Genomic DNA, 26,019 nt, shown 5'->3' with positions numbered 1-26,019 from the left:
GCTTGCACAGCCCGCGCGACGTTGCGAGGATGCCGGGACACCGGAAGGTGAGGGGATGCAGGGAGCATGTTGCGCAAGGTAGCGATCATCGGGCTGCTTGTCATGGCGCTCGCCCCGGGGAGTGGCAGCGCCAGTCCGGCCGGAAATCCGAGATTACGTCAGCTTACGGTGGCGGACGGCCTGCCTTCCAACGGGGTGCGGGCGCTGGCCGAGGACCACAGCGGGCATCTCTGGATCGGTACGGGGGACGGCCTGGCGCGCTATGACGGCGTCAGCTTCCGGGTCTGGCGCAAGGAAGACGGTCTGCCGGACAACGAGATATCCGGCCTGTACGTGGATGCGCGGAGCCGGCTCTGGGTCGCCACCAGCGGCGGCCTGGCGGTACTGGACCGGGCCCGCAACGACTTCCGCCATTACACCAGCGACAGCGTGCCGGAGCTGGAGAGCGACATCATCTGGAGCGTCACTGGTACCCCGGATGGCGCGATCTGGTTCGGCACCGCGACTTCAGGGCTGTACCGGCTCGATCCGGGCGGCGGCGTGCGCCGCTTCCTGCCCGATGCCGATGACCCGCGCAGCCTGCCCTCGGCCGGCGTGCCGATTCTGGTCACCGATGATGATGGAACGCTCTGGGTGGGCACCCGGGATGGGCTGGTGCGCTGGACCGGTCTGGATTTCGAGGCGGTGCCCGGAGTGCCGCCCGGAGCGACGCTGCTGGGGGTGACGCCGGCGGCGGACGGACGCGTCTGGGTTGGTCTGCCGCAGGGCTTGGGCGTGCTGGAGCCGGGTGGCGGACTTTCGGGTGCGCCGCCGTGGTCCGAGCACGTAGCTACCGGGCGGCTCTACCAGATGCTGCTGCACGACCGCAGCGGGATGTACTGGATCGACGCCAGCGGCGGCCTGGCCGTGGCCGGCGATTCGTGGATCAGCCCGGTCCGCACTTACAGCGACCTGCACCAGGGTGCAGTGACCCCGGACTGGTCGACGGCGTACGAAGATCACGAGGGTGGGCTGTGGCTGGGCAGCGTGGATTCCGGGCTGTGGTACCTGCCGCCTACCTGGCGCCAGTTCCAAGTGCTGCTGCACGGCGAGGATGATGCTCCGCAATCGCTGGCCAATGTGGACGTGACCGCGGTCGCGCCGTCAGCGGACGGATCCATGTGGCTGGTTGGAAACAGCGGCGTTCTTGAACGGCTGGACCCGGCGACCGGTGCGGTGGAGCGTGTTTTCCACGCGGAAGGTGACTATGTGCCCGACCGCCTGCTTGAAGATGATGCGGGCAACGTGTGGCTCTGTTTCCACGGGGGACTGGCCCGGTACGAGCCCGGGACCGGCCTGATGCGCTTATGGCAGGCCGATGACGCGCTGGATCCAGCGCCTTCCGATGAGTGCCAGGCCGTGGTGCAGGCCACTGGAGGGCTGATGTGGAACGTGTCCGCCTACCACGGCCTGCAGGCGCGGGACCGCGACGGCACGCTGCAGGAAACGGTTTTGCCTGGCGATGGACGTGGATTGGCACCGGGCCTGCGGCTGGAACATGCCGAGCGGGCCCCCGATGGAGGGCTGTGGGTCTCGGGAGAACAGGGCCTGTTGATGTGGAACTCGGGCACGCGCGGTTTCGAGCCCGTGCCGGGGGCGCCGGATCGGTCCACGGGAGCCTTTACCCTGCAAGGGCGGGGCCGGGTATGGCTCACCAGGTCCGGCGTGCTGGAGTCCTACCGTTGGGACGGCGCCAAGCTGGTGCTGGAGTCGCGGCTGGGGCCGGAGGACGGCATGCCGGACCTCGCCTTTGGCGGCCTGACGGTGGATGTGGAGGGCGTGGTCTGGCTCAGCAGTGCCCGCGGGCTGGTGCGGGTGGAGCCGGAGCGGCGGATGGTGCACGTGTTCGGCGTCAGTCACGGTTTGCCGGCACAGGATATGACCACCGCCCCGGTGCCGGGCCCCGCTGATGGCCGCATCCACTTTGCCACCGGGGCCGGGCTGGTGATCTTCGATCCGGATCAGGTGCGGCCGGATGACACCATGCCGGACCTGGCCATCAAGGCGATCGAGGTGCGCGGACGCGATGGCGTACGGCAGCTCGAACTGGACCAGCCATTGCGGCTGGGCTACCGCGATCATGAAATGCGGGTGCATGCGCGCGTGGCCGGATTCAATTCCGCCCGCTACAACCGCTACCGGTTTTTCCTGCATGGCTACGACAGCGGTTGGGTGGAGGCCGGGGCCGCCGGCGAGCGCGTGTTCCCGGCGCTCGATCCGGGCCGCTATCGGCTGGAGGTGATGGGCAGGACCCCGTTGAGCCCCTGGTCCGAACCGACCAGCTTCATGCTGGAGGTCGCTGCCCCCTGGTGGTGGACGCGACAGGCCCGGGGCGCCTACGTGATCGCGGCCCTGCTGCTCGGCGGCTGGGCGGTGCATACGGTGCGCCTGAGGGTGCGACGACGGATGGCGTGGCAGCGGACGAAACATGAGCACGAGCTGGCCCGGCAGGCGTCTGACGCCAAGACCCGGTTCCTGGCCACGCTGGGGCACGAGGTGCGAACGCCCATGACCGGCGTGCTGGGAATGAGCGAGCTGCTGCTCAAGACCCGGCTGGATACGCGCCAGCGTGGATACACCGAGGCGATCCACCGGGCCGGCGGGCACCTGATGCGTCTGGTCAACGATGCGCTGGACCTTGCGCGGATCGAAGCGGGCAGGCTGGAACTTGACCTTCAGCCGTTCAATCCGCGCGCGCTGGTGGAGGAAGTGGGCGCGCTGATGGCGCCACTGGCCCGGCAGCGCGGACTGGATTACAGGGCGCTGGTGGCCGCGGACGTTCCGCCGGGTTTGCTTGGGGACGAGGTGCGGATCCGCCAGATCCTGTTGAACCTGGTGGGCAACGCGATCAAGTTCACCGAGGTGGGCCGGGTGGAATTGGCGATGCAGTCGGCGGAAGCAGGAGGTGTCCGCTTCACCGTGTCCGATACAGGGCCGGGATTGAACGAGGAGCAGCGCAAGCGCCTGTTCCAGCGCTTTGAACAGGCCGAGGGCGCGCACACCGCATCGCGTTATGGCGGCAGTGGACTGGGACTGGCGATCAGCCAGGAGCTGGCCGCGGAGATGGGTGGGGAAATCACCGTGGACAGCACGCCGGGGACGGGCTCGAGCTTCGTGGTGACGCTGCCGCTGCCAACCGCCGAGGCTCCGCCACCGGCATGCGTGGACCAGGCGCCGCCGTTGCAGGTGCCGGCCGCGGGCGTCCGGGTGCTGCTGGTCGAGGACGATCCCACCGTGGCTGAAGTCATTTCCGCTCTGCTGGCAGCCCACGGCTATGTGCCGACCCATGTGGCCCATGGCCTGGCGGCACTGACCGAAGTGCGGCGCCAGGATTACGCGCTGGCGCTGCTTGACCTGGACCTGCCCGGGATCGACGGCATCGCGCTTGCACGCCAGCTGCGTGCCCAGGGCTGGCGCGGACCGCTGGTAGCCATCACCGCCCGCGCCGATGGCGCGGTGGAGCAGGTCGTGCACGAAGCGGGATTCGATGCTTTCCTGCGCAAGCCGGTCAGCGGTGCCGTGCTGGCCGCACGGATCGGGAAGGTGCTGGACCAGGCGCATCGGCATGACGGCGTGTCGGCCTGACCCGTGAAAGATGTCTGCCACACCGGGGGCGCGCTACCCTTGGCGCGCGCAATGAACAGGGGGCGGCCAGGGGGCCGGATGATGACGACGATCAAGAGGTGGCTGCTGGCGTCGCTGATGCTGGCGATGCTGGTGGTGCCATCCGCCCACGGTGCCTCCGAGCTGCCGCGGCCCAGGCAGCTGTCCGTGGCCGATGGGCTGCCCAGCAATCGCGTCTCCGGCATGGTCGAGGACAAGGCCGGATATCTGTGGTTGAGCACGGTCGACGGACTGGCCCGCTACGACGGCACCGGGTTCCAGGTATGGAGGATGGAAGACGGCCTGCCTGACGCCTTGCTGTGGTCGATCGACATCGATTCCAGCGGAGTGATCTGGCTGGGGAGCGCCCTGGCCGGGCTCATCCGTTACGACCCGCTCAGCGACAGCTTCTCGGTCCCTGCGGGGGTCGGGGCTGCCGATATCGAAGGCAAGCAGGTGTGGTCGGTCGCCGTGGATGCCGACGATAGCGTGTGGTTCGGCACCGCCGGCGGTGGACTGTACCGGCGTGATGTGGAAGGCCGGGTCGAGCGATTCGTGCCCGTGGAAGGTGATGAGCGCAGTCTGCCTTCCGAGGCGGTCAATGCGGTCCGCATCGCGCCCGACGGATCGGTGTGGGTGGGCACGCGCAACGGGGTCGCGCGCTGGACCGGAACGGACTTTGAGCGCTTGCCCAGGTCCGCCCTGCCTGATGAGAGGGTCAATGGCCTGTCCTTCGGCAGCGACGGAACGATGTGGGTCGGAACCGCCGCGGGCCTGGCCGTGCGCCGGCCTGACGGCACGGTCGAGCAGGTGGCCTGGGGAGAGGACGTCGAGCGCAACGTGATCGAGGTGTTGCTGCAGGACAGCCGCGGCAACTTCTGGCTGGACATCCGCGCCGGCCTCGGGTTTGCCGACGGTGCAGGCGGGCCGGTGGGCGTTGTTGCCCTGTACAGCGATGCGACGCGCGACGAGGTGCGTCCCTACTGGGCCGGGGCGCATGAGGATCGGGAAGGCGGCGTCTGGCTGATCAGCGGCAGTCATGCGCTTTGGTACGTGCCTGCCGCATGGCGCAGGTTCGTCATCCATTCGCGTCGCATCGGCGATCCGCAGACGCTGGGCAACGCCGCGGTGCGCGGAATGGCCCCGGCCAGACGTGGGGGCATGTGGCTGGTGGGCAGCAGCGGCGTGCTGGATCGCTTCGAGCCCACCACCGGCAGGGTGGAGCGGTTGATGGAAGATGTCGGTCAGGGCGTCGTTCTCACCCAGGTGTTCGAGGACAGCCGCGGCCACGTCTGGGTGGGCTACCCGGCGGGCCTGGCACGCATCGATCCGGCCACCCGGGCGGTACAGCGCTGGGGTGTCGAGCAGGCGCAGGATTCAATGTCGAGCCGGCTGGAGCCACGTGGATTCATCGAGGTGGATGAACGGCTGTGGCTGCTCATCGGCCATTCCCACCTGCAACTGCGCGAACTGGATGGGCGCGTGGTGGATGCTTTCGCCACGGGTGACGGGTCCGGGCTGGATGAGGGCGAGAGTATCTACTATCTGGTGGTCGGACCCGATGCCCGTCCCTGGTTGGGAACAAGCCGCGGCCTGCGCCGCCTGACCCAGGATGGCAGCGGCTGGGAGCCGGTGCCCGGGTCAGATGGGACGATTGCCGAGGCAGTGGCCGTGGACGGAGATACGGTGTGGGCCAGCGGCGTGGGGCGGCTGGACGGGTGGCGTTGGGACGGCGTCCAGTTGCAACAGGCACTTTCCCTGTCGGCGCAGGACGGCATGCCGATGGTGGCTTTCAACGGGATGGCTGTTGCCGATGACGGGTCGCTGTGGTTGGGCAGCACGCGTGGCCTGATACGGGTGAATCCGGAAACCGGAACGGTGCGGACCTGGGCGGTAGGTGACGGCCTGCCCAGCCAGGACGTGCGGCACTCGCCGGCGCGGGATCCGCACAGCGGGCTGATCCTTGCAGGCACCCCGGACGGGCTGGTGGTATTTGATCCGACCTTGCTGGAACGGGTCGGGCGTACTCCGAACCTGGTGATTTCCACGGCCCAGGTGCGGGGCCAGCCCGCGTTCGTACCGGATGGCCCGTTCGAGCTCCGGCACAGTGACCGGGATCTGCGGGTGGTGGCGCGACTGCTGTCATTCCGCAATCCCTCGGCCAATCTGTACCGGTTCCGCCTGGTGGGCTATGACGATGGCTGGGTGGACGCTGGCGCGGTGGGGGAGCGCGTGTTCTCGCAGTTGCCGGTCGGCGATTGGCGGCTGGAGGTGGCGGCCCGCAACGCCGATGGATTGTGGTCGGAAGTGCGCACCCTGCACTTCCGGGTGGCCCCGCCCTGGTGGCGTACACCGGGGGCGATGCTGCTGTTCGCACTGTGCGCGCTGGCCCTGGTCTGGTGGCTGGCGCATGCGTACCGCCAGCGCCTCAAGCGTCGCCATGCCTGGCAGCTGGCCGAGCAGAAGCGCGATCTCGCCGAGCAGGCGTCGCTGGCCAAGTCACGCTTCCTGGCCACGCTGGGCCACGAGGTGCGTACCCCGATGACCGGGGTGCTCGGCATGAGCGAATTGCTGCTGGGGACAGAGCTCGAGAGCCGGCAGCGCCGGTACACCGAATCCATCCGCACGGCCGGCGACCACCTGCTGCGGCTGCTGGACGATGCCCTGGACCTGGCCCGGATCGAGGCCGGGAAGCTGCACCTGGAACGGCAGCCCTTCGACTTGCGCAAACTGCTGCAGGAAGCCGCCGGGCTCACTGCCCCGATCGCGGAGGAGCGCGGGCTCGAATTCCGCCAGCGGATCGCTGATGACCTTCCGCAATGGGTACTCGGAGACGTGGTGCGGGTGCGCCAGATCCTGCTCAACCTGCTGGGCAACGCGGTCAAGTTCACCGAGCGCGGTCACGTCGAAATGCGCGCCGAGCGCGGTGACGATGACATGGTGCGATTCGTGGTGATCGATACCGGCCCGGGACTCAACGCGGACCAGCGCGAGCGCCTGTTCCGGCGCTTCGAACAGGCCGAAGGCCCGCAACACACTGCCCGCTATGGCGGCAGCGGACTGGGCCTGGCGATCTGCCAGGAGCTGTCCGCGGGCATGGGCGGCCGGATCATGGTGGACAGCGGGTTGGGCCGAGGCACCCGGTTTGACGTGGAGTTGCCGCTACCGGCAACCCGCCCGGTCAGCTCGGTGGCGGCCGCGACGCCCAGTTCGCAGACGTCACCGCTTGCGCTGCTGCTGGTGGAAGACGACCCGACGGTGGCCGAGGTCATCGGCGGCCTGCTGCGCGGCCAGGGCCATTCGGTCACCCATGCCGCCCATGGCCTGGCCGCGCTCGCTGCGCTGGCGGCAAACACTCCGGACGCCGCGATGCTGGATCTGGACCTGCCCGGCCTGGACGGCTTTGCGCTGGCCCGTCAGCTTCGTGCCCAGGGATTCGCCGGGACCCTGATTGCATTGACCGCCCGCGCGGACGGCGAAGTCGAAGCACAGGCGATGGAAGCCGGTTTTGACCGGTTCGTACGCAAGCCCGTGACCGGCACGATCCTGGCCGGAGCGCTGGCAGGAGTGGAGCCGTCCGCCGATTGACGGGAAGGACCCTCCTTCAGCGACCAGAAAAAAGGCGGGCCAGCGCAAAACGCTGACCCGCCCTGTTCACTGGTAGCGGCCCAAGGCCGGCACGGACCCGCTCAGCGGGCGCTGTAGCTGTGTACTTCGTCGACCAGCACCGCCACGTGATCCGGATTCATGTCCGGTGACATGCCGTGACCGAGGTTGAATACGTGGCCTTCGCGCGAGCCGCCGTTGCCGTCACGGTAGCTGTCCAGCGCACGGCGGACTTCCGCGCGGACGGCGTCGGGCGATCCGTACAGCGTGGCGGGGTCCAGGTTGCCCTGCAGCGCCACCTTGCCGCCGGTGATCCGCGCCGCGTCACCCAGGTCGATCAGCCAGTCCACGCCAACGCCTTCGGCGCCGGTATCGGCCAGTTCGCCCAGATAGGCTGCATTGCCCCTGCCAAATACGATCAGCGGGGTGCGCTCCGCTCCCTCGCCGCGCTCCAGCTCCTGAGCGATGCGGGTCAGGTAGGGCAGGGAGAATTCGCGGTACATGCGCGGTGACAGGATCCCGCCCCAGGTGTCGAATACCTGCAGCGCCTGGGCGCCGGCGGCCCGCTGGGCGGCCAGGTACTGGATCACAGCCTGTGTGGTGACCTCCAGCAGCGCGTGCAGTGCCTTCGGATCGTTGTGGGCCATGGCCTTGATGATGGCGAAGTTCTTGCTGCCGCTGCCTTCGACCATGTAGCAGGCCAGGGTCCAGGGGCTGCCGGAGAAGCCGATCAGCGGGACCTTGCCGTCGAGCTCGCGGCGGATCACCCGGATCGCTTCCATCACGTAGCCCAGGTCGCTCTCCATGTCGGGCACGCCGAGCTTGGCGATGGATGCCGCGTCGCGCAGCGGCCGCTCGAACTTGGGGCCCTCGCCGTCGACGAAATACAGGCCCAGGCCCATGGCGTCGGGAATGGTGAGGATGTCGGAGAACAGGATGGCCGCATCCAGGGGGAAGCGGCGCAGCGGCTGCAGGGTGACTTCGCAGGCCAGCTCCGGGTTCGTGGCCAGGGCCATGAAGCTGCCGGCCTGGGCGCGGGTGGCGCGGTACTCGGGCAGGTAGCGGCCCGCCTGGCGCATCAGCCAGACCGGGGTGCGGTCCACGGGTTCACGGCGCAGTGCGCGGAGGAAGCGATCGTTCTGTGGGGTCTGGGACAAGGTTCTGGCCTCTGGAATGATGCGATGCTCAGCCGCGTGGGGTGTCCGCGCCGCGCGCGAACATGAGCTGATAACCGCGCTTGAGCTGCTGGTCGCGGGCCTGTTCCAGCGCCGCGACCGCCTCGCCCTGATTGAGGAACTGCTGGCGGCGGACGGTGCTGCGGCCGCCGATCTGGCCGGTTTCACGCACCAGGGTCCAGGCTCCAAGCAGGTCCGGCTGCAGCATCAGCTGCACGAACCTTGGAGATTCGGTGCCCTCGGGGCGTTGTTGCAGGAGCAGGCGCATCTGTCAATTGTAAGGCTTGCGGCCGTTACAGACGCCAATGCGGCCGCTCTGACAGCCTCAGTGGTCCGGTTCGCGCAGGGTGGCGAGCACGGCCTGCTCGGGCACGTCACCCTGGATCCGCGCGCGCCCCGCACCTTCCCAGACGATGAAGCGCAGCCCGCTGCTCTGCGCCTTCTTGTCCAGGCGCATCAGCGCCACCAGTCGCTCCGGCTCCAGGTCGGGCGGCACGGCTGTCGGAAGCCCGAACCGTTGCAGCAGCGCGAGCAGGCGTTCGCTATCGGCAGCTGGGGCCAGGCCGAGGCGTTCCGACAGCCGCGCAGCCAGGACCATTCCCACCGCCACCGCCTCACCGTGATTGAGGCCGCCGTAGCCCTGGGCGGTCTCGATGGCGTGGGCGAAGGTGTGGCCGAAGTTGAGCAGGGCGCGTTCCCCCTGCTCGAAAGGATCTCGCTCAACGATTGCGGCCTTGTGCGCGCAGCTGCGGGCAATGGCCTCGGCAAGCAATGCCTGATCCCCAGCCATCAGCGCGGCGGCGTGGCCCTGGAGCCAATTCAGGAAGGGGGCATCGACAATGGCGCCGTACTTCACCACTTCGGCCAGACCTGCGCGCAGTTCGCGCGGGGGCAGGGTGGCCAGGGTGGACGTATCGGCCAGCACCGCACGGGGCGGGTGGAAAGCGCCAACCAGGTTCTTGCCCTGCGGCAAGTCGACGGCGGTCTTGCCGCCGACGGAGGAATCGACCATGGCCAGCAGGGTGGTAGGCAGCTGCACGCAGTCGATGCCGCGCATCCAGCACGCAGCGGCAAAGCCGGCCAGGTCGCCGATCACGCCGCCGCCCAGGGCGAACACGCAGGCGTCGCGGCGCGCACCCAGTCCGGCCAGCGCATCGATCACCAGGCTGAAAGATTCCAGGGTCTTGGAGGCTTCGCCCGCTGGCAGCACCAGACGGGCGACGGAAAGTCCTGGCAGCGCGTCGCCCAGCGCGGCCTCAACCCGGTCCGCATACAACGGGGCCACCATGTGGTCGCTGACCAGCAGCACCTGCTTGCCGCGCAGGTGCCCGGCCAGGGCCTGGCCATCGGCCAGCAGGCCCGGGGCGATGTGGATCGGATAAGGGGTCGCGCCTGCGACCTGGACCGTGTGGGTGGATTTGCTCATGCAGACCTGGATCCCTGTGGTGCTTCAGAAGCTGCGGCCCTGCGCTGCCAGTGCTGTTCGAGCAGGCGCGCCAGCCGCGTGGCGGCAATGCCGGCGGCTGCGCTGCCGGTGTCGAATTCCAGATCGGCCACTTCCCGGTACAGCGATCCACGTTCACCGGCCAGGCGGTGCAGCACCGCCTCCCGGTCCCCGCTGGCCAGCAGCGGCCGGCTGCGGTCCCGCCCCAGGCGCTGCAGCTGGCCGGCCACGCTGACCATCAGGTACACCACGTAGCCGCTCTCGCGCATCAGGCCGCGGTTGCGGGGATCAAGGACCGAGCCGCCGCCGGTAGCCAATACCCGGCCCGAGCCGGCAAGTACGTCGGCAAGCGCGGCGTGTTCACGCACCCGGAACCCCGTTTCTCCCTCGCAGTCGAAGATCATGCGCACGCTGGCGCCGGTGCGGTGCTCGATCTCCTGGTCCAGGTCCACGAATTCCAGGTCGAAACCGCGCGCCAGGCAGCGGCCGATCGAGGATTTTCCTGCGCCCATCGGGCCGACCAGGATGAGGTTGGAAGCCGGGTTCATGCAGCGATGCTAACAGCGCCCAGCGCCGGAGCTCGCTGCGCCTCCGCTTTCGCGCCGGGCTTACAGATGGACGGGCATGCTTGATCATTCCGGTCGTCCGGCCGGTTGGCAACCCAGAGGGAGTCGATCATGTCCGTTGCGAAAGTCATCGAGCTGAGCGCGTCTTCGCCCACCAGCGTTGAAGATGCCGTCAAGCGTGGCCTGGCCAAGGCCAGTGAGTCGGTCAAGGGAATCCAGGGTGCATGGGTGAACGAGGTGAAGGCAGTCTGCGGTGAAGGCGGTGCCATCACCGAATGGCGGGTCAACCTGCGCATCACCTTTGTGGTTGAGTAGCTAAGCGCGGGTGATCATTCCGGCCAGGCGGGGCGGCGGCGTGCATCCAGCCGCACCGTCAGGTCGGCGATCGCAGGCAGGGTGCGCAGTGCCTGCCGGCTGACGCGTTCGAAGTGCTGGACGAAACGTTCGAGTGCTGCGCGATCCATCCCGCGCCGCTGCGGATCGGCCTGGCTCAGCGTCTGCTCCTGCTGCCAGCGCCAATCCGGTACCACCTCGAACCCGGGCGGCTGCAGGAACAGCAGGCGGTCGATTCTGCGCCACAGCGACGGATAGTCGCAGGCCAGCGCCTGGTTGCACCAGCGGCGCCAGCGTCCGTCCGGATCCTCGTCGCGCTCCAGCGTATTGATTGGCGTGGCCAGCGCTTCCTCCGCTTCGGGAGGCGTGGCCAGGAACCAGCCTTCCAGCACCACCAGATCGGCCTGGCCCAGTGTCGGCCATTGTTCGCAGGGCAGGCGTCGATCGCTCGCTTTGTCGAAACGTGGCAGGCGGACGGTGCCCCTGCGCCGCAGTGCGTCCAGAGTGCCTGCGGCAAAGCTGATGTCGTGGGTGCCGGGTGGCCCGCGCGTGGCCAGCAGCGGGTGTACCTGCCGGGCCAGGTGCTGCCGCTCATCCAGATCAAGATAGAAGTCATCGATCGAGACGCTGGCCAGGCGCAGGCCGCGGTCGGCCGCGGCGCCTGCCAGCTGGGCGGCCAGGGTGGATTTGCCGCTGCCCTGCAGGCCGCTGATGCCATAGACCCGGGCTCCGTGCGCCAGCGCGTCATCCAGGACGCGCGTGACGAAATCCCGGTCGAAGGCGTGAACGTGGCTCGGGTGCATGGGCGGGGCCATCGCGCCACAATAGCCGAATGGATGACAACGCCCTGTACCTGGAAGCCCTGGCCACATTCGACCTGTTGTTCAGCGAGGCCGAGACGGCTGGTGAACCCGATCGCACGGCCATGGTGGTGGCCAGCGCCGATGCCAATGGCCTGCCGACCGCGCGCATGGTGTTGCTGAAGGCGCACGACGCCCGCGGCTTCGTGTTCTACACCCACCTGGATGGCCGCAAGGGCCGCGCGCTGCAGGACAACCCGCGCGCCGCGCTGTTGTTCCACTGGCCACGGGTGCGTGCGGGTGTGCAGGTGCGGATCGAAGGTGGGGTGTCGATCGTTGACGATGCAGAGGCCGACGCTTACTTCGCCTCGCGTCCGCGCGGCAGCCAACTGGGCGCCTGGGCGTCGGAGCAATCGGAAACGCTGGACTCCCAAGAGACCTTTGAGTGGCGGATGGCCGCGCGGGAGCAGGAATTTGAAGGCCGCGCGGTGCCGCGCCCTCCTCGCTGGGGCGGCTTCCGTGTGCATCCGGCCAGGATCGAGTTCTGGTACGGGGCCCAATACCGGCTGCATGAGCGCCAGCTCTACGAGCGCGGAGAGGACGGCACTTGGACGCGCCGGATGCTGTTTCCGTGAGCCGCCCCGTCGGGCCACGGCGCATTGTCTGCCTGACCGAAGAGCCCACCGAGACGCTGTATGCGCTGGGCGAGCAGGACAGGATCGTCGGCATCAGCGGCTTCACCGTGCGCCCGCCCCGGGCGCGGAAGGAGAAGCCGAAGGTCAGCGCCTTCACCAGCGCCAAGGTGGGCGAGATCCTCAAGCTGAAACCCGATCTGGCGATTGGCTTTTCCGATATCCAGGCCGATATCGCCGCCGAGCTGATACGCAGCGGGGTGGAGGTCTGGATCGCGAACCACCGCAGCGTGGCGGAGATCATCGATTACATCCGCCGCTTGGGGGCGATGGTGGGCGTGGCGGAGCGCGCCAACACATACGCCGACGAACTGGAACGCGGGCTGGAAGCCATCAAGCGCGAGGCTGCAACGCTTGCGCGCCGGCCGAAGGTGTATTTCGAAGAATGGGATGACCCGCTGATCACCGGTATCCGCTGGGTCTCCGAGCTGGTCGGGATCGCCGGGGGCGACGACATCTTTCCCGAGCGTGCGCTTGAGCCGCTGGCGCGCGGCCGGATCCTGGCGGACCCGGAGGAAGTGGTGCGCAGGGCGCCGGATATCATCCTGGGCTCCTGGTGCGGCAAGAAATTTCGCCCGGAGAAGGTCGCGGCGCGCCCCGGATGGGACGCGATCCCCGCGGTACGCGACGGCGAGCTGCACGAGATCAAATCCCCGCTGATCCTGCAGCCGGGGCCGGCGGCGCTGACCGACGGTGTACGTGAGCTGGCCCGGATCATCCACGCCTGGGGCGTCAACCAGCGATAGAAGCGCTGCAGCCGCCCGAACCGCCATCCCGGCCCGTTGATCCGATCAGCGCTGGGCCGGCATTATTTCCCTGCTGAAACGCAGCGTGGAAGTCCGGCCTTCCGCGGAAACCACATCCACCTGCAGTGTCAGCGTGTCCGGCGGCTGTATCTGGAAGGTGCCAACGTACTCCGCGGCGGAAGGCGGGGCAGCCCTCTCGAGGGACACTGCCTGCTCCACCCCGCGCAGGTCGCGCGCGCTGGCGGTGATGCGGGACGGCGGCGATGCCAGTTCGCTCCCGTCCGGAGCGGTCAGCCTGACCACCAGCATGAAGCCGTGGCGTTCCCGCCGCACGCCGTATCTGGCAGCGATGGCCTCCGGCAGGGAGCCGGTATGCGCCACGCTGGCCTGGATCAGCATGTCGTGGCCGAGGAGCTCTTCCGCCGCTGCTTCCACCTGCGGCTGGCCCCCGGTCCCCGGGTCGGATCCGCTTCCGCAGGCCACCAGCAGCAGGCAGAGCAACAGGGTGGAAGCCGCGACGTGAACGGACATCAGTCGTTGGCAGCGGACAGTTCGCCGCCGCGCTCGGTGGCGCGGTTCATCGCGTGGGCGACGAGGTCACGCAGGCCGCCCTGTTCAAACGCTTCGATGGCGGCGTGGGTGGTGCCGCCGGGAGAGGTGACGCGGCGGCGGAGTTCGGCCGGGGACTCGTCGGTTTCGGTCAGCATGCGGGCGGCGCCCAGAATGGTCTGCAGCACCAGGGTGCGGGCGGCATCGGCGGGCAGGCCCTGGGCGATTGCGGCGTCCTCCATCGCCTCGGCCAGCAGGAAGATGTAGGCCGGGGCGCTGCCGGACGCGGCGGTGACGGCGTCCATCTTTTCCTCATCATCGATCCAGACGGTGACCCCGGCGGTGGCCAGCACCGCATCGGCGCGCCGGCGACCTTCGGCGTCCACGTTCGCGTTGGCGTACAGACCGGTGACGCCGGCGCCGAGCAGGGAGGGGGTGTTGGGCATCGATCGCACCACCGCCACGTCGCCGCCAAGCCAGCGCTCGATCTGCGCCGAGGTAATGCCGGCGGCCACCGACACCGCCACCGGCCGGGCGGCCCGGGCAGCGGCCTGCAGCTCTTCGCAGACTCCGCGCATCACCTGTGGCTTGACCGCGAACATCCACACCTGCGCGCCCTGTACCGCATCGATTGCGCTTGGGAAGGTGGCCACGCCGAAGTCCGCCTCCAACCCCCGTCGGGTGGATTCGCTGGGCGCCGCAACCCTGATCGAACCGGGATCGGTGCCACTGGCGATCAGGCCGCCGATCAGGCTGCGGGCCATGTTGCCCCCGCCAATGAAGGCGATGGTAGTGGGCGTGGCGAAGTCAGGGGATTGGGCAGTCATGGATCGGTCCTTCCGAAGTGCATGGGCCCCCCCATTGTAGGAGCGCGCCATGCGCGCGAAGCCGCGTGAATCCTTTCGGCCCGGGTGGCTTCGGCAGCGGCCAGCCAGCCGACGCCCCGTTGTCCTACCAGGTGTCACGCGGCTTCCGCGCATGGCGCACTCCTACGGGGGGTGGGTGGCCGGTGCGCCGGGAGGGCGGCGTTTAAACAGGGGCGGGGCTGGATTTGTGACGCAAGTAGGGCGCTATACTGCGGTCGGGGAGTACGCTTGGGCCCGACTGGGGCAGCCCGGGCCCGCATCACTACAGCTGCTGCGCAGGGGACACGCATGGATATCGCCGAACTGTTGGCCTTCTCGGTCAAGAACAAGGCCTCCGACCTTCATCTGTCCGCGGGACTCCCGCCGATGATCCGGGTTGATGGTGACGTACGCCGGATCAACATTCCGGCGCTGGATCACAAGCAGGTGCACGCGCTGGTCTACGACATCATGTCGGACAAGCAGCGCCGCGACTACGAGGAATTCCTCGAGGTCGACTTCTCGTTCGAGATCCCCGGCCTGGCGCGCTTCCGCGTCAACGCCTTCAACCAGAACCGCGGCGCGGGAGCGGTGTTCCGTACGGTTCCCTCCGAGGTGTTGACCCTGGAAGACCTGGGCACGCCGGCGGTGTTCCGCCAGCTGATCGACCAGCCGCAGGGCCTGATCCTGGTGACTGGGCCGACCGGCTCGGGCAAGTCGACCACGCTGGCGGCAATGGTCGATCACATCAACAAGACCGAGTACGGGCACCTCCTCACCATCGAGGACCCGATCGAGTTCGTGCACACCGCGCAGAAATGCCTGATCAACCAGCGCGAAGTGCACCGCGATACCCACGGTTTCAACGAAGCCCTGCGTTCGGCGCTGCGCGAAGACCCGGATTACATCCTGGTCGGCGAAATGCGCGACGTGGAAACCATCCGCCTGGCACTGACCGCGGCCGAGACCGGCCACCTGGTATTCGCCACCCTGCATACCTCCAGCGCAGCCAAGACCATCGACCGCATCATCGACGTGTTCCCCGCCGGCGAGAAGCCGATGGTGCGCTCGATGCTGTCCGAATCCCTGCGCGCCGTGATCAGCCAGGCGCTGCTGAAGAAGGTCGGTGGTGGGCGTACTGCGGCGTGGGAGATCATGGTGGGCACCCCGGCCATCCGCAACCTGATCCGCGAGGACAAGGTGGCGCAGATGTACTCGGCTATCCAGACCGGCCAATCGCTGGGCATGATGACCCTCGATCAGCATCTGCAGGACCTGGTCAAGCGCGGCATGGTCACCCGTGCCCAGGCGCGTGATTACGCCAGGGACAAACGGCTGTTCGAGTAACCGGAGCGCACCATGAGCAGTATCGATTTCACCTCGTTCCTCAAGCTGATGGCGCACCAGAAGGCGTCGGACCTGTTCATCACCGCCGGCATGCCGCCATCGATCAAGGTCCACGGCAAGATTTCGCCCATCACCCAGAACCCGCTCACGCCACAGCAGTCGCGCGACCTGGTGCTCAACGTGATGACGCCGGCGCAGCGCGAGGAGTTTGAAAAAACCCACGAGTGCAACTTCGCCATCGGCGTGTCCGGGGTGGGGCGTTTCCGGGTGAGCTGCTTCTACCAGCGCAACCAGGTGGGCATGGTGCTGCGCCGGATCGAAACCCGGATCCCGACCATCGAGGAGCTGAACCTGCCGCCGATCGTCAAGACCCTGGCGATGACCAAGCGCGGGATCATCATCTTCGTTGGCGCCACCGGCACCGGTAAATCCACGTCGATGGCGTCGATAATCGGTTACCGCAACCAGAACTCGACCGGCCACATCATCACCATCGAGGATCCGATCGAGTTCGTGCACAAGCACGATGGCTGCATCATCACCCAGCGCGAAGTCGGCATCGACACAGACAGCTGGGAGAACGCGCTCAAGAACACCCTGCGCCAGGCGCCGGACGTGATCATGATCGGCGAGGTGCGCACACGCGAGGGCATGGACCATGCCATCGCTTTCGCCGAAACCGGACACCTGGTGCTGTGCACCCTGCACGCCAACAACGCCAACCAGGCGATGGACCGGATCATCAACTTCTTCCCCGAGGACCGCCGCGGCCAGCTGCTGATGGACCTCTCGCTCAACCTCAAGGGTGTGGTGGCCCAGCAGCTGATCCCCACGCCAGACGGTAAGAGCCGGCGCGTGGCGATGGAAATCATGCTCGGCACGCCGCTGGTGCAGGACTACATCCGTGACGGCGAGATCCACAAGCTCAAGGATGTGATGAAGGAATCCACCAACCTGGGCATGAAGACCTTCGACCAGAGCCTGTTCGAGCTCTACCAGGCCGGCGAGATCTCCTACGAGGACGCCCTGCGCCATGCCGACTCGGCCAACGAGGTGCGGCTGCGGATCAAGCTTGCCCAGGGCGGCGACGCGCGCACCCTGAGCCAGGGTCTGGACGGGGTGGAGGTGGCGGAGGCCAACTGAGCCCCGTCGCCCCGCCGCTTGCGGTGCTTCCGGCGCGGCAGGATGTTGCGTTGCGCCCGGTTGATCCCTTTTTTACTCCCCGGAGGCGACAATGGGGGTCCTGCCACTTTGCACGGAGATCCCATGACCTATTCCCTCCCCGATCTTCCCTACGCCTATGACGCGCTCGAGCCGCACATCGACGCGCAGACGATGGAAATCCATCACAGCAAGCACCACAACACCTACGTCACCAACCTCAATGCCGCGCTGAAAGACAGCGGCCATGAGGGCAAGGCGATCGAAGAGCTGGTGGCCGAGGTCGGCTCGCTGCCCGAATCGATCCGCAACGCCGTGCGCAACAACGGTGGTGGCCATGCCAACCACTCGCTGTTCTGGACGGTGATGTCGCCCAAGGGCGGCGGCAAGCCGGAAGGCGTGGTGGGCGAGCGCATCGAGCGCGACCTGGGCGGTTTCGACGCGTTCAAGGAAAAGTTCGCCAACGCGGCCAAGGGCCGTTTCGGCAGCGGCTGGGCGTGGCTGACCGTTGACGCGGAAGGCAAGCTGGCCGTCGAGGACACCGCCAACCAGGACAGCCCGCTGATGAAGGGCATCGGCTCCGGCAACACCCCGATCCTGGGCCTGGACGTGTGGGAGCACGCCTACTACCTGAAGTTCCAGAACCGTCGCCCGGATTACATCTCCGCGTTCTTCGAGGTGATCGACTGGGCCGAAGTGGAGCGTCGCCTGAAGGCGGCCGAAGGCTGAGTTTTACCTTCCCGCGTTTCACCAGCGAAAGCCGGGCATTGCCCGGCTTTCCTGTTTCCGGGAGGACTGGCTGGCTCCGGCAGTTGCGTACCATGCGCCCGCACGCGAAGATCGGCAGCCCTGCCAGTCCTGGAATGCTCTTCGTATGGAAATCGCCTACCGCCGCATCGCCACCGTGCATTTCACCCTCACCGATGAGGACGGCAGCCAGATCACCACCACCCGTGGCCATGATCCGCTGGTGTACATGCACGGTACCGACAGCATTGCCAAAGGCCTGGAGGAGGCGCTGGAGGGCCGCGGCACGGGAGACCGGCTGGAGGTGACGGTGCCGCCGGAAAAGGGCTTCGGTCCGCGCTTTGAATCGCTGGTGCAAAGTCACCCGCTCAGCATCATCAGCGACGGCGTGACACCCGAGGTGGGCGCCAAGCTCAACGCGCAGACTGCCAATGGGCCGCTGGAAGTAAAAGTGGTCGCAGTCGAGGGCGACACGGTGACCGTGGACGGCAACCACCCGCTGGCCGGGCGGGCCTTCCGCGCGGAGCTTGAAGTGGTGGATGTGCGGGTAGCCACCCCGGACGAGATCCAGTTCGGCCTGGATTGACCCTGCAGATACCGGGCGCCCGGCCTCAAGCCGGGCTCTTCCGCCATGCCGTTAGAATGGGCGCATGTCTGTTGAAGCCACACCGCTCGCCGGCCAGCTGCTGATCGCGCTGCCGGTATTGGCCGATCCGAACTTCGCCCGTTCGGTCACCCTGATCTGTCAGCACGACCCCGACGGCGCGATGGGCGTGGTCGTCAACCGCGTCTCCGAATACACCTTGGGCGATGTGTTCGCGCAGATGGATATCGGTTGCGAAAACCCCCTGGTGAGCGGCCAGCCGGTGCTGGCCGGCGGGCCTGTGCATCCCGAACGGGGTTTCGTGCTGCACGACGGCGAGCGGCGCTGGGAATCGAGCATGCAGGTGCAGTCGGGCCTGCACGTGACCACGTCGCGCGATGTGCTCGATGCGATCGCCCGCGGCGAAGGCCCGCAGCGCGTGCTGGTGGCACTTGGATGCGCCGGCTGGGGAGCGGGGCAGCTTGAGCAGGAGCTGGCCGAGAACACCTGGCTGACGGCCCCGGCCGATGCCGAGCTGTTGTTTGCGATGCCGCTGGAATCGCGCTGGCAGGCCGCGGCGGGGCGCATTGGCGTGGACATGCTGCAGATGGCCGGCTACATGGGGCGGGCGTGACCGGCCTGGATCCGGCCAGCGGCGCCACGGTGCTCGGCTTTGACGTCGGCAGCCGCCGCATCGGCGTGGCCGTGGGCAGCAGCTTCGGCATGGGCGGTCGCGCGCTGGCGGTCGTCGAGGTCCATTCAGGCGCGCCTGACTGGGAGCACATCGATCGCCTGCGGGCCGAGTGGCTTCCACAGGCGTTGATCGTTGGTGATCCAATCACCCTGGACGATGGCGACCAGCCGGCCCGCAAGCGCGCGCAGCGCTTTGCCCGCCAGCTGCGCGAACGTTACCGGGTGCCCGTGCTGCTGGTGGATGAGCGCTCCAGCTCGCGCGAAGCCGCGCGGCGCTTTGCCGCGGACCGGGCCGAGGGACGGCGCCGGCGCCGCGACGGTGCCAAGCAGGATGCTGAGGCAGCGGCGATCATCGTCCAGCGCTGGATGGAAGCGCCCGAAGACGCGGTGCCGCTCCCGTAGAATCAGCTCACGTCCGACCCCGCACGGTTTTTCTATGACTTCCCAGCTTGATGCCACCGGCCGCCTGCGCCACCTGCTGACCCTCGATGGCCTGTCTGCCGAGGTCCTGTGGAACCTGCTGGACCGCGCCCAGGCCATCATCGACGGCCAAGGTCCGGCGCCGGATGCCTTGTCGGGCCAGGCCATGTGCACGCTGTTCTTCGAGCCCTCGACCCGCACCCGGCTCAGCTTCCAGCGGGCGGCCCAGCGCCTGGGCGCGGACGTACTCGATTTCGACGCGTCGACGTCCTCGACCACCAAGGGCGAGTCGGCCATCGACACCCTGCGCACGATCGAGGCGATGGGCGTGCGCGGGTTCGTCCTGCGTGACCGCGAGGAGGGCGCGGCCGCGGCCTTGGCCGAGGCCGCGGGGCCGGATACCGCCATCATCAATGCCGGCGATGGTCGCAGCGCGCATCCCACCCAGGGGTTGTTGGACATGCTGAGCCTGCGCCAGGCCAAGGGCAGCGATTTTTCCCGGCTCAAGGTGCTGATGGTGGGGGACGTGAAGCACTCCCGCGTGGCCCGCTCGGGCCTGCAGGCCCTGCGTATCCTGGGGGCCGGCCAGATCCGCGTGTGCGGCCCGGCGACCCTGTTGCCGGACGATGCCACCCTGGACGGCTGCGTCGTGGATGACAGCCTCGACGCTGCGATCGAAGGCGTGGACGCGGTCATGATGCTGCGATTGCAACGCGAGCGTATGGAAGAAGGATTGGTCGGCCCGCTGGAGGAATACCATCGCGACTGGGGCCTGACCGCCGCGCGCCTGCGCCGCGCCGCGCCCGACGCCGTGGTGATGCATCCCGGACCGATGAACCGAGGCGTGGAGATCGACGACGAGGTCGCTGACGGCCCCCAGTCACTGATCCTGCGTCAGGTGGCCAACGGCGTTCCCGTCCGCATGGCGGTGCTGGAGGCGCTGCTTGTTCCGCAGGACAGGCGCTGACCGGATAAATCGCCGGACAGCTGGATCCAGCCTCAGTTCAACAGGATCAGCGTTGCCAGGCCCAGGAAGCTGAAGAAGCCCATCACGTCGGTCACCGCCGTGACCACCACGGTGCCGGCCACGGCGGGATCGACCCGCATGCGCCGCAACAGCAGTGGCACAAGCACCCCGGCCAGCGCCGCGGAGCTGAAGTTGATCACCAGCGCGATGGTGATCACCAGCGACAGCAGCCAGTCGTGGAACCAGACCAGGGCGATGATGCCCACCAGGCTGCCGATCAGCAGTCCGTTGATCAGTGCCACCCGGACTTCCTTCCACAGCAGGATCCGGGCGTTACTTGCGCCCACCTGGCCCAGGGCAAGGCCACGCACCATCAGGGTCAGCACCTGTACCGCGGCGTTGCCGCCAATTCCGGCGACCACCGGCATCAGCACCGCCAGCGCTACGATCTCCTCGATCGTGGCCTCGAACTGGCCGATGACGATCGCCGCCATGAAGGCAGTCATCAGGTTGATACACAGCCACACCACGCGGCCGCGCACGGCGCGTGGGACAGGGGAGAACAGGTCCTCATCCTCGTCCAGGCCGGCGGCGCTGAGCGCCTGGTGCTCGGCCTGCTCGCGGATGATGTCGACCACGTCGTCAATGGTGATACGCCCGCGCAGCACGTTGCCGTCATCGACCACCGGTGCCGAGACCCAGTCATGATCGGAGAACTGGCGCGCCACTTCCTGGGCCGATTCGTCCACGTGCAGTGAGTCCAGTTCCTCGTCGATCAGCTCGTTGATCGGCGTGGCCGGATCGCGGGTCACCAGATCCTGCAGTGCTACCCAGCCCATCAGCTGGTGGCGGCGGTTGACCACGTACAGGTGGTCGGTGTGCTCGGGCAGCTCGCCACGCAGACGTAGGAAACGCAGCACCACGTCCACCGTCGTGTCGGCGCGCACGGTGACCACGTCCGGGTTCATCAACCGGCCGGCTGTGTCCTCGTCGTAGGACAGCGCCTGCTCCAGGCGCTCGCGGTTTTCACGGTCCATCGAGCGCAGGATCTGCTCGGTGACCGCTTCGGGCAGGTCTTCGACCAGGTCGGCCAGGTCGTCGATGTCCAGGTCTTCGACCGCGGCGACGATTTCGTCCGGGTCCATGTCCGCGATCAGGCTTTCGCGGACCTCGTCACCTACGTGGACCAGTACCTCGCCGTCGTCCTCGGCGTCCACCAGGCCCCATACCACCATGCGCTTGTCCAGCGGCAGTGATTCGAGCAGGTTGCCGATCTCGGCCGGGGCGAGGGTGTTGACCATCCGCCGCACCGGCCCCAGCCGACCGCTGTCGAGCGCATCGGAGAGCAGGCGCAGCTGGCGCGCGGTCTTGTCGTGGCGGGCGGCTTCGGCCATGGGGTGGAAAGTCGCGGCTGGCGGGCACTGCCCGGGCGGCTGTCTGATTCCGGAAACCGGACCATGGATCGCGGGGCCGGACGTTCAGGAGTCGGTGCAGTCGCGCCGTGGACGGCGACCTCTGGAGTGGTTCCATCGCCACTTGCAGGCGCGACAGGTCATGCATTCGTGCGCACATTATCCCTGCTTGGCGCAATTCTGCACGCCCGGAGAGTGCCGGCTCAGCCTTCGCCGTCGAGGATGACGCCGTTGCGGGCGCCGGCTGCGGCGATGGCCGGCATTTCGTCGAGCGGTTGTTCCGCGTAGTCCAGCACCCGCAGCAGCATTGGCAGGCTGAGTCCGGACACCCGCCGCGTCGGCGTGCCCAGGTGCGCCAGCCTCGCCGCCAGGGTGGCGGCGCTGGATCCCTGCATGTCAGATAGCAGCAGGACTCCCGCTCCACCGTCCACTTTGCGCAGGGCTGCGCTGGCCGCCGGCAGCAGGGTAGCGGGGTCGGCGCCTGGAGGCACTTCAAATGCCGCGCATGCCAGCGGCAGATTGCGCTGGGCAGCGGCGGCGACGAGCAGGGCGGCACCGATGCCGGGCTGGGTGATAAGCAGGATACCAACGGCCATCGGGACAAATTACCAGAGCAGCGGAGGGGTCGGCACCGGCGGTGTCTAGGGTCTGCCCCAGCTTACGCGGGCAGCCACGGCTGATGCACGATCGCTATCGAACAAGAAGTGTCTCATCGAAGGCGCCGGCCGCAACTTCAGGCCCGAGGTGCAGACACTGAAACCAAGCCACCAAGGAGATGGCCATGCTGGGTTCAATAGGCAATACAGTTTCCAACTTTGCCGGCAACTTTGCCGGTAACCTTCTCGATCGACTCGTGGACCTGGCCCCAAGCCTGCTGACCACTGTCCTGTCGAGTGCCGCCAACCAGCTGTTGCCGGGTTCAGGGGCGCTGGTTCAGGCCTTTGCCGGCCCGATCGTCGAGGCGGCTGTCTACGCTTTTGAAAGCGCGTTCCACGAGACTCTGCTGCCGGTTATTTCAGACGCACTCACCGGCATCGACCTGCCGGATACCGATGTGGGCAACCTGGGGGAGCAGATGCTCACCACCTTCGCGGATGGCTTCCGCCAAGGCCTTGGTGCCTGATCCATGACGGATGCAGGTGACGCCTGGCAGCATCGCCAGCAGTGGATCGAAGCGATCACCGGCCTGCGTGACGGCGACGCCATTACCGAGCAGGACAGGGAGCTCCTGCATCGGGAATACGACCGGATGCAGCAGAGCGTGCAGGAAGCCATGCAGGCCATGGCCCCGGAATACGCCCAACGCATCCGCGAGGATGGCAAGGAGCCGGCGGACGAGTGGATCCACGCCCGCACCCACGAGCTTGGCGTGGAGAACGGCCGGCGCCTGCGTCAGGCGCTGGAAGAGTTGAGCTTCGCCGACCAGCTTGAACTCGACCGGATCGGGCAGGGCGGGCACTGACCCGCCCTGCAGTCAGTCCAGTTGCCGGTGGAAGGTGGTGACGTCTTCCCAACCCTGGCCGCGCGCATGCTTGGCCATGCGTTCGGCCAGGTAGACCGAACGGTGGCGTCCACCGCTGCAGCCAAAGGCGACGGTGCAGTAGGCCCGGGTATCCGAACGCATTTTTGGCAGCCAGTGGTCGAGGAATGTCGCCACCTGGCGGAAGTACTCCTGCACGTCTGGACTGGATGCGAAGTAGTCGGCGACCGCCTCGTCGCGGCCGGAAAGGGGCCGCAGTTCCGGCTCCCAATGGGGATTGGGCAGGCCGCGGGCATCGAACACGAAGTCCGCATCGGCCGGCACCCCATGGCGGTACGCGAAGGATTGGAACAGCAGCGAGAACGAGCGCTCCACTGACAGGTCAAGCTCGGCGATGATGCTCCGCCGCAGCTGGTGGACATTGAGCTTGGTGGTGTCGATCACCACGTCGGCCAGCGTCCGCAGCGGGCGCAGCACCTGGCGCTCCAAGGCGATGGCGTCGTGGAGCGACAGCCCCAGGTGGCTCAGCGGGTGGCGGCGCCGGGTATCCGCGTAACGCTTGAGCAGCTGCTGGTCGCCGGTCTCAAGGAACACCAGCCGGGGATCGAATCCCAGACTGGCGACGGCCGACAGCCACCGCGGGATGTTGGCCAAGTCGTCTTGGCGGTTGCGCACGTCGATCCCGACCGCCAGCTTGCGGGCCCGCCCCTCGTCCTGGCCCACGCTGCGCACGAAGTCCGGCAGCAGGTCGGCGGGCAGATTGTCGGTGCAGTAATAGCCCAGATCCTCGAGGGTCTTGAGCACTACCGACTTGCCGCTGCCGGACATGCCGCTGACGATCAGCAGTGAAGAGCCGGATACTTCGGTCATTGGCTGTTCCTGGCGGGTCGCGAGCGGCAATCGTCCGGCAGCGGGGCTCAGCCGAAGCTGCCGTCGCGGATCGGGTTCTCACCGCGATGATGATCGCCCATCTTGCCCTTGTGCTTGACCAGCAGGCGGTCGAGCTTGTCGGCCAGTACATCGATGGCGGCGTACATGTCCACGCCGGTGGCGTCCGCGTGCAGCGTGCGGCCCGGCAGGGTCACGGTGGCCTCGGCCTTGTGCTTGGGCTTGTCGATGCTCAGCTGGGTACGGATCTCGAACGGGTCGTCGAAGTGGCGCGACAGACGCTTGAGCTTGGTTTCGACGTAATCGCGCAGTGCGGGGGTGACTTCGATCTGGTGCCCGTGGGTATCAATTCGCATCGGCAACTCTCCTATGCATCAGGGATCGGGTGTACGCAGCGCGTATTGACAGAGTAACCCAACGCTGCGGACAGGCAAGCGCAGGGCTTGCACCGTGTTTGACCACGGAACCGGACAGCAGTTCAGCCCAGGCGGACTCGATCGTGGGAGGACGGGATGCTCAGCGCTTCGCGATACTTGCTGACCGTGCGCCGGGCCACCATGACGCCTTCGGCCTTCAGTGCCTCGGCCAGCCGGGCGTCGGACAGTGGCTTGCCGGGGTTCTCGGCCTCGACCAGGTGCAGGATCATCTGCTGGATGGCGATGCTGGAGGCCTGGCCGCCACTGTCCGTGCTGACGCCCGAGGCGAAGAAGTCGCGCAGCGGCAGCGTGCCGCGTGGGGTGCGCGCGTACTTCCCGGCAACGGCGCGCGACACCGTGGACTCATGCATCCCGATTTCGGCGGCCACTTCACGCAGGGTCAGGGGCCGCAGCGCCTGCGGGCCGAACTCAAGGAAACCCGACTGCTGGCGCACCAGGCAATTGGCCACCTTGAGCAGGGTCTCGCCGCGCTGCTGCAGGCTGCGCAGCAACCACCGCGCCTCCTGCAGGCGGCCCCGCAGGTAGGCTCCGTCGGCCTCGCTGGTCTGGCCGATCATGCCTTCGTAGCCGCGGTGAATGGTGACCCGGCTGGCCGGGCCGTCCACCAGGCTGACCTTCCACACGCCCTCGTGGCGACTGATGGTGCAGTCCGGCGCCACATAGGTCTCATGAGGCAGGGCCCCCATGCAGCTGCCCGGATGGGGGTTCAGGGAGCGCAGCAGCTGCAGGGCCACATCCGCCTCATCGCGCGGGCAGCCCAGTGACTCGGCCAGGCGGTCTTCACCCAGTCGCGGCAGCGTTTCCAGAAGCTCCTCCACGATGCGCACCGCAAGCTCGAGGCCCGGGGTCGAACGGTCCAGCACGGCCAGCTGCAGCAGCAGGCATTCGCGCAGGTCGCGGGCGCCCACGCCAATTGGATCCATGTGCTGGATCCGGCAGAGCACCGCCTGGATCTCTTCGTGCGTGCAGGTGACCTGGGGAGCCAGGGCCGCGAGGATGTCGTCAAAGCCGCAGCGCAGATAGCCATCGTCCTCGATGGCATCGATGATCGCTTCGCCGATCAATCGGTCATGCGCTGACAGCTGGGAAAGATTCAGCTGCCAGGCGAGGTGTTCGCGCAGGGTGTCCGGATCGGCTGCCCGGTCCGCGGGATCCCGGTCGTCATCGAAGCTGCCGCCAGCGCCGGAGCCCTGCCAGCTTTCCCCGCCGCCCCAGTCTTCGCTGTCGGCGACCGCCGATTCGCCATCCGTCGCAAGCGGAGCGTCGGCTTCCGATGTGGGGTCCGTCGTTGGCGAGGCGTCCTCCTCCCATTCCAACAACGGGTTGCTCTCGACCGCCGCGCTGACCTCGGCTTCCAGATCCAGCGCCGACAGCTGTAGCAGGTGCAATGCCTGCATGAGCTGCGGCGTGAGCACCAGCTGTTGTCCCAACGATGTCTGCAGGCGCTGCTTCATTGTTCCCCATGATGCAACGTCCGGGCTGGCCG

General features: G+C 67.6%; 26 protein-coding genes. 14 read left to right on the top strand and 12 right to left on the bottom strand.

Features of this window, described 5'->3' with window-relative positions; translation table 11 throughout:
- Nucleotides 1-66: 66 nt before the first annotated feature.
- Both ACW7G2_RS09420 and ACW7G2_RS09415 read left to right on the top strand, forming a co-directional pair.
- The gene (locus ACW7G2_RS09420) at nt 67-3,624 is read left to right on the top strand and encodes an ATP-binding protein (protein ID WP_456975059.1); all 3,558 of its coding nucleotides are present in this window, start codon (nt 67-69) and stop codon (nt 3,622-3,624) included.
- Between the two features lie 81 nt (nt 3,625-3,705).
- On the top strand, nt 3,706-7,230 hold the full coding sequence (locus ACW7G2_RS09415; RefSeq protein ID WP_456975057.1) for an ATP-binding protein: 3,525 nt from the start codon (nt 3,706-3,708) through the stop codon (nt 7,228-7,230).
- A 101-nt stretch (nt 7,231-7,331) separates the two neighbouring features.
- Here the strand turns inward: ACW7G2_RS09415 and hemE are convergent, their stop codons facing one another.
- The 4 genes from hemE to ACW7G2_RS09395 are packed head-to-tail and all read right to left on the bottom strand — an operon-like array spanning nt 7,332 to nt 10,415.
- Nucleotides 7,332-8,405 carry a uroporphyrinogen decarboxylase gene (gene hemE / locus ACW7G2_RS09410; RefSeq protein ID WP_456975055.1) on the bottom strand — a complete coding sequence of 358 codons (1,074 nt, stop codon included), beginning with the start codon at nt 8,403-8,405 and terminating at the stop codon, nt 7,332-7,334.
- Between the two features lie 28 nt (nt 8,406-8,433).
- Nucleotides 8,434-8,691 carry a WGR domain-containing protein gene (locus tag ACW7G2_RS09405; RefSeq protein WP_456975053.1) on the bottom strand — a complete coding sequence of 86 codons (258 nt, stop codon included), beginning with the start codon at nt 8,689-8,691 and terminating at the stop codon, nt 8,434-8,436.
- Between the two features lie 57 nt (nt 8,692-8,748).
- On the bottom strand, nt 8,749-9,849 hold the full coding sequence (gene aroB, locus ACW7G2_RS09400) for a 3-dehydroquinate synthase (RefSeq protein WP_456975051.1): 1,101 nt from the start codon (nt 9,847-9,849) through the stop codon (nt 8,749-8,751).
- Nucleotides 9,846-10,415 (bottom strand): shikimate kinase, encoded by a 570-nt coding sequence (locus ACW7G2_RS09395; RefSeq protein WP_456975049.1) that lies wholly within the window; start codon nt 10,413-10,415, stop codon nt 9,846-9,848. The genes aroB and ACW7G2_RS09395 overlap by 4 nt, the downstream gene beginning before the upstream one ends.
- Before the next feature lie 129 nt (nt 10,416-10,544).
- Between ACW7G2_RS09395 and ACW7G2_RS09390 the strand changes: the two genes are divergently transcribed.
- Entirely contained in the window at nt 10,545-10,748 is a 204-nt protein-coding gene (locus ACW7G2_RS09390; RefSeq protein WP_456975047.1) for a dodecin family protein, read from the top strand.
- 14 nt (nt 10,749-10,762) lie between these two features.
- On the opposite strand, the gene ACW7G2_RS09385 is transcribed toward ACW7G2_RS09390, so the two are convergent.
- Nucleotides 10,763-11,581: a kinase gene (locus tag ACW7G2_RS09385; RefSeq protein ID WP_456975045.1), complete on the bottom strand. Its 819-nt coding sequence runs from the start codon at nt 11,579-11,581 to the stop codon at nt 10,763-10,765.
- A 17-nt stretch (nt 11,582-11,598) separates the two neighbouring features.
- On the opposite strand from ACW7G2_RS09385, the gene pdxH reads away from it, so the two are divergent.
- On the top strand, nt 11,599-12,201 hold the full coding sequence (gene pdxH / locus ACW7G2_RS09380; RefSeq protein WP_456975043.1) for a pyridoxamine 5'-phosphate oxidase: 603 nt from the start codon (nt 11,599-11,601) through the stop codon (nt 12,199-12,201).
- Nucleotides 12,198-13,004 carry a cobalamin-binding protein gene (locus ACW7G2_RS09375; RefSeq protein WP_456975041.1) on the top strand — a complete coding sequence of 269 codons (807 nt, stop codon included), beginning with the start codon at nt 12,198-12,200 and terminating at the stop codon, nt 13,002-13,004. The genes pdxH and ACW7G2_RS09375 overlap by 4 nt, the downstream gene beginning before the upstream one ends.
- A 45-nt stretch (nt 13,005-13,049) precedes the next feature.
- Here the strand turns inward: ACW7G2_RS09375 and ACW7G2_RS09370 are convergent, their stop codons facing one another.
- Both ACW7G2_RS09370 and proC read right to left on the bottom strand, forming a co-directional pair.
- Entirely contained in the window at nt 13,050-13,535 is a 486-nt protein-coding gene (locus ACW7G2_RS09370; protein ID WP_456975039.1) for a DUF4426 domain-containing protein, read from the bottom strand.
- A complete protein-coding gene (gene proC / locus ACW7G2_RS09365) occupies nt 13,535-14,380 on the bottom strand; it encodes a pyrroline-5-carboxylate reductase (RefSeq protein WP_456975037.1) in 846 nt (281 codons plus the stop codon). Before proC ends, ACW7G2_RS09370 begins: the two co-directional genes overlap by 1 nt.
- Before the next feature lie 327 nt (nt 14,381-14,707).
- On the opposite strand from proC, the gene ACW7G2_RS09360 reads away from it, so the two are divergent.
- From ACW7G2_RS09360 to ACW7G2_RS09330, 7 genes are all read left to right on the top strand, one after another.
- Nucleotides 14,708-15,745 carry a type IV pilus twitching motility protein PilT gene (locus ACW7G2_RS09360; protein ID WP_456975035.1) on the top strand — a complete coding sequence of 346 codons (1,038 nt, stop codon included), beginning with the start codon at nt 14,708-14,710 and terminating at the stop codon, nt 15,743-15,745.
- Between the two features lie 12 nt (nt 15,746-15,757).
- Nucleotides 15,758-16,888 carry a PilT/PilU family type 4a pilus ATPase gene (locus ACW7G2_RS09355; protein ID WP_456975033.1) on the top strand — a complete coding sequence of 377 codons (1,131 nt, stop codon included), beginning with the start codon at nt 15,758-15,760 and terminating at the stop codon, nt 16,886-16,888.
- Between the two features lie 123 nt (nt 16,889-17,011).
- Nucleotides 17,012-17,635 (top strand): superoxide dismutase, encoded by a 624-nt coding sequence (locus ACW7G2_RS09350; protein WP_456975031.1) that lies wholly within the window; start codon nt 17,012-17,014, stop codon nt 17,633-17,635.
- Between the two features lie 145 nt (nt 17,636-17,780).
- On the top strand, nt 17,781-18,239 hold the full coding sequence (locus ACW7G2_RS09345) for an FKBP-type peptidyl-prolyl cis-trans isomerase (RefSeq protein WP_456975029.1): 459 nt from the start codon (nt 17,781-17,783) through the stop codon (nt 18,237-18,239).
- 64 nt (nt 18,240-18,303) lie between these two features.
- Nucleotides 18,304-18,870 carry a YqgE/AlgH family protein gene (locus ACW7G2_RS09340; protein ID WP_456975027.1) on the top strand — a complete coding sequence of 189 codons (567 nt, stop codon included), beginning with the start codon at nt 18,304-18,306 and terminating at the stop codon, nt 18,868-18,870.
- Nucleotides 18,871-18,875: 5 nt separating this feature from the next.
- Nucleotides 18,876-19,331 carry a Holliday junction resolvase RuvX gene (ruvX, locus tag ACW7G2_RS09335; RefSeq protein ID WP_456975229.1) on the top strand — a complete coding sequence of 152 codons (456 nt, stop codon included), beginning with the start codon at nt 18,876-18,878 and terminating at the stop codon, nt 19,329-19,331.
- A 34-nt stretch (nt 19,332-19,365) separates the two neighbouring features.
- A complete protein-coding gene (locus ACW7G2_RS09330) occupies nt 19,366-20,316 on the top strand; it encodes an aspartate carbamoyltransferase catalytic subunit (protein ID WP_456975025.1) in 951 nt (316 codons plus the stop codon).
- Nucleotides 20,317-20,348: 32 nt separating this feature from the next.
- Here the strand turns inward: ACW7G2_RS09330 and mgtE are convergent, their stop codons facing one another.
- A complete protein-coding gene (gene mgtE / locus ACW7G2_RS09325; RefSeq protein WP_456975023.1) occupies nt 20,349-21,710 on the bottom strand; it encodes a magnesium transporter in 1,362 nt (453 codons plus the stop codon).
- Between the two features lie 221 nt (nt 21,711-21,931).
- Nucleotides 21,932-22,324, bottom strand: coding sequence for a PTS sugar transporter subunit IIA (locus tag ACW7G2_RS09320; protein WP_456975021.1), 393 nt, complete (start codon nt 22,322-22,324; stop codon nt 21,932-21,934).
- A 185-nt stretch (nt 22,325-22,509) separates the two neighbouring features.
- On the opposite strand from ACW7G2_RS09320, the gene ACW7G2_RS09315 reads away from it, so the two are divergent.
- Both ACW7G2_RS09315 and ACW7G2_RS09310 read left to right on the top strand, forming a co-directional pair.
- Nucleotides 22,510-22,851, top strand: a complete 342-nt coding sequence (locus ACW7G2_RS09315) for a hypothetical protein (RefSeq protein ID WP_456975019.1) — start codon at nt 22,510-22,512, stop codon at nt 22,849-22,851.
- Nucleotides 22,852-22,854: 3 nt separating this feature from the next.
- The gene (locus ACW7G2_RS09310) at nt 22,855-23,190 is read left to right on the top strand and encodes a hypothetical protein (RefSeq protein WP_456975017.1); all 336 of its coding nucleotides are present in this window, start codon (nt 22,855-22,857) and stop codon (nt 23,188-23,190) included.
- Between the two features lie 12 nt (nt 23,191-23,202).
- Here the strand turns inward: ACW7G2_RS09310 and rapZ are convergent, their stop codons facing one another.
- The 3 genes from rapZ to ACW7G2_RS09295 form a co-directional block, all read right to left on the bottom strand.
- Complete coding sequence (gene rapZ, locus ACW7G2_RS09305; protein WP_456975015.1) at nt 23,203-24,078, bottom strand: RNase adapter RapZ; 876 nt, start codon at nt 24,076-24,078, stop codon at nt 23,203-23,205.
- 47 nt (nt 24,079-24,125) lie between these two features.
- The gene (gene hpf, locus ACW7G2_RS09300; RefSeq protein ID WP_456975013.1) at nt 24,126-24,452 is read right to left on the bottom strand and encodes a ribosome hibernation-promoting factor, HPF/YfiA family; all 327 of its coding nucleotides are present in this window, start codon (nt 24,450-24,452) and stop codon (nt 24,126-24,128) included.
- A gap of 122 nt (nt 24,453-24,574) precedes the next feature.
- The gene (locus tag ACW7G2_RS09295) at nt 24,575-25,987 is read right to left on the bottom strand and encodes an RNA polymerase factor sigma-54 (RefSeq protein WP_456975011.1); all 1,413 of its coding nucleotides are present in this window, start codon (nt 25,985-25,987) and stop codon (nt 24,575-24,577) included.
- Nucleotides 25,988-26,019: the final 32 nt, after the last annotated feature.

Source organism: Luteimonas sp. A277 (assembly GCF_054052045.1).
The sequence above is the reverse complement of the archived record's forward strand: the minus strand, read 5'-3'. Positions and strand labels throughout refer to the sequence as shown.